The organism is Streptomyces sp. NPDC052036, assembly GCF_040680495.1.
Lineage (GTDB): Bacteria > Actinomycetota > Actinomycetes > Streptomycetales > Streptomycetaceae > Streptomyces.
Window position 1 is genome coordinate 1 of the sequence record NZ_JBFAWW010000105.1, and the last position, 3,182, is coordinate 3,182.

Here is a 3,182-nt window from a genome sequence, read left to right on the forward strand (position 1 = left end):
GTCCTTGCGGATTCGGAACCAGTAGAAGCCGTGGCCTGCGAGGGTGAGCAGGTAGGGCAGTTGGCCGATGGCGGGGAAGCGGACCCCGCCGATGAGTTCGACGGGGTGGCGGCCGTCGAAGCGGCTCAGGTCCAGCTCGGTGGGCTGGGCGAAGCGGGAGAAGTTGTGCACGCACATCACCAGGTCGTCCCCGTACTCGCGCAGGAAGGCGAGGACGGCCGGGTTGGAGGAGGTCAGTTCGGTGTAGGAGCCGAGCCCGAACGCCGGGTTCTGTTTGCGGATCTCGATCATCCGCCGGGTCCAGTGCAGCAGCGAGGACGGCGACGACATCGACGCCTCCACGTTGGTGACCTGGTAGCCGTAGACCGGGTCCATGATCGTGGGCAGGTAGAGACGGCCGGGATCGCTGGAGGAGAAGCCCGCGTTGCGGTCCGGGGTCCACTGCATCGGGGTGCGTACCGCGTCCCGGTCACCGAGCCAGATGTTGTCGCCCATGCCGATCTCGTCGCCGTAGTAGAGGATCGGCGAGCCGGGCAGGGACAGCAGCAGCGCGGTGAACAGCTCGATCTGGTTGCGGTCGTTGTCCAGCAGCGGGGCCAGCCGCCGCCGGATGCCGATGTTCGCGCGCATACGGGGGTCCTTGGCGTACTCCGCCCACATGTAGTCGCGTTCCTCGTCGGTGACCATCTCCAGGGTCAGCTCGTCGTGGTTGCGCAGGAAGATGCCCCACTGGCAGTTCGAGGGGATCGCCGGGGTCTTGGCCAGGATCTCGGAGACGGGATAACGGGACTCACGGCGCACCGCCATGAAGATGCGGGGCATGACGGGGAAGTGGAAGGCCATGTGGCACTCGTCGCCGCCGCTCTCGAAGTCGCCGAAGTAGTCCACGACGTCCTCGGGCCACTGGTTGGCCTCCGCCAGCAGCACCGTGTCCGGGTACTGCGCGTCGATCTCCTTGCGCACCCGCTTGAGGAACTCGTGCGTGGCCGGAAGGTTTTCGCAGTGGGTGCCCTCCTGCTGGTAGAGGTAGGGCACCGCGTCGAGACGGAAACCGTCGATGCCCAGATCCAGCCAGAACCTCAGCGCGGAGATCATCTCCTCCTGCACGGCCGGGTTCTCGTAGTTCAGATCCGGCTGGTGGGAGAAGAACCGGTGCCAGAAGTACTGCTTGCGGACCGGGTCGAAGGTCCAGTTGGAGGCCTCGGTATCAACGAAGATGATCCGCGCGTCGGGGTACTGCTTGTCGTCGTCGGCCCACAGGTAGTAGTCGCCGTAGGGGCCCTCGGGATGCGCGCGGGACTCCTGGAACCACGGATGCTGGTCGCTGGTGTGGTTCATCACGAAATCGATGATCACCCGCATGCCCCGCTGATGCGCCGCGTCGACGAACTCCACGAAATCCGCCAGGTCCCCGAACTCCGGCAGCACCGCCGTGTAGTCGGACACATCGTAACCACCGTCACGCAGCGGCGACTTGAAGAACGGCGGCAGCCACAGACAGTCCACACCCAGCCACTGCAGATAGTCCAGCTTCGCCGTCAGGCCCCGCAAATCGCCCACACCATCACCGTTGCTGTCCTGGAAGGAACGGACCAGGACCTCGTAGAAGACGGCACGCTTGAACCACTCCGGGTCGCGGTCGGCGGCAGGAGTGTCCTCGAAAGTGTCCGGGACGGGCTCGTTGACGATCATCGTGTGGGTGACCCTCCGATCTGCGGTGAGGACGGTCGCAGGACGGTCAGCACGTGCGCGGGGCCCTGGCCCGGCGTCAGACGTACGTAGTTGGCCCTGCCCCAGTGGTAGGTAACACCGGTGAGCTCATCACGCACCGGCACCGACTCATGCCAGTCCAGGCCGAGCCGCGGCATGTCCAACGACACCGTCGCCTCCTGGGTGTGGTGCGGATCCAGGTTCACGACCACCACCACCGTGTTCGACCCCGAACGCTTCGAATACACGATCACCGCGTCGTTGTCGGCCTGATGGAAATGCAGATCACGCAGCTGCCGCAACGCCGGACTGGCCCGCCGCACCGCGTTCAGCCTCGTGATCAACGGGACGATGGTGCGCCCCTCCCGCTCGGCCGCCGCCCAGTCACGCGGCCGCAGCTGATACTTCTCCGAGTCCAGATACTCCTCGCTGCCCTCCGCGAGCGGCACGTTCTCACACAGCTCGTAACCCGAGTACATCCCCCACGCCGGCGACAGCGTCGCCGCCAGCACCGCCCGCACCTCGAACGCCGGCCGCCCCCCGTGCTGCAGATACGCATGCAGAATGTCCGGGGTGTTCACAAAGAAGTTCGGCCGCATATACGCCGCCGCATCCCCCGACACCTCCGACAGATACTCCGTCAGCTCCCCCTTGGTGTTCCGCCACGTGAAATACGTGTACGACTGCTGGAACCCCACCGCCGCCAGCGTCCGCATCATCGCCGGCCGCGTGAACGCCTCCGCCAGGAAGATCACATCCGGATCCCGCCGGCCGATCTCCCCGATCACCCGCTCCCAGAACACCACCGGCTTGGTATGCGGATTGTCCACCCGGAAGATCCGCACCCCCAGCCCCATCCACCACCGCAGCACCCGCACCGTCTCCGCCACCAGACCCTCAAGATCCGCGTCGAAGAACACCGGATAAATGTCCTGATACTTCTTCGGCGGGTTCTCCGCATACGCGATCGACCCGTCCACCCGATGCCGGAACCACTCCGGATGCTTCTCCACCCACGGATGATCCGGCGAACACTGCAACGCGAAATCCAGCGCCACCTCCAGCCCCAGCCCCCGCGCCCGCTCCACGAACCACGCGAAGTCCTCCACCGTCCCCAGATCCGGATGCACCGCATCGTGCCCGCCCTCCGGCGACCCGATCGCCCACGGCACCCCCACATCACCCGCACCCGCCGACAACGCATTGTTCGGCCCCTTACGGAACGTCGTCCCGATCGGATGAACCGGCGGCAGATACACCACGTCGAAACCCATCCCCGCAATCGCAGGCAACCGCCGCGCCGCCGAACGAAACGTCCCGTGCGGCCGCTCAGCCGTACCCTCCGACCGCGGAAAGAACTCGTACCACGACCCGAACAACGCCCGCTCCCGCTCCACCAGCAACGGCAACGCATCCGAACACGTCACCGACTCCCGCAACGGAAACCGCCCCAACACCCCAACCACCTCGGG

At 66.0% G+C, this 3,182-nt stretch carries 2 protein-coding genes; both read right to left on the bottom strand.

Annotated features, from left to right (window positions below):
* On the bottom strand, positions 1 to 1,692 hold a 1,692-nt coding region (treS, locus tag AB0L95_RS41940; RefSeq protein ID WP_365171907.1), incomplete at its 3' end, for a maltose alpha-D-glucosyltransferase.
* On the bottom strand, positions 1,689 to 3,182 hold a 1,494-nt coding region (locus tag AB0L95_RS41945; protein WP_365171909.1), incomplete at its 5' end, for an alpha-1,4-glucan--maltose-1-phosphate maltosyltransferase. The genes treS and AB0L95_RS41945, both read right to left, overlap by 4 nt.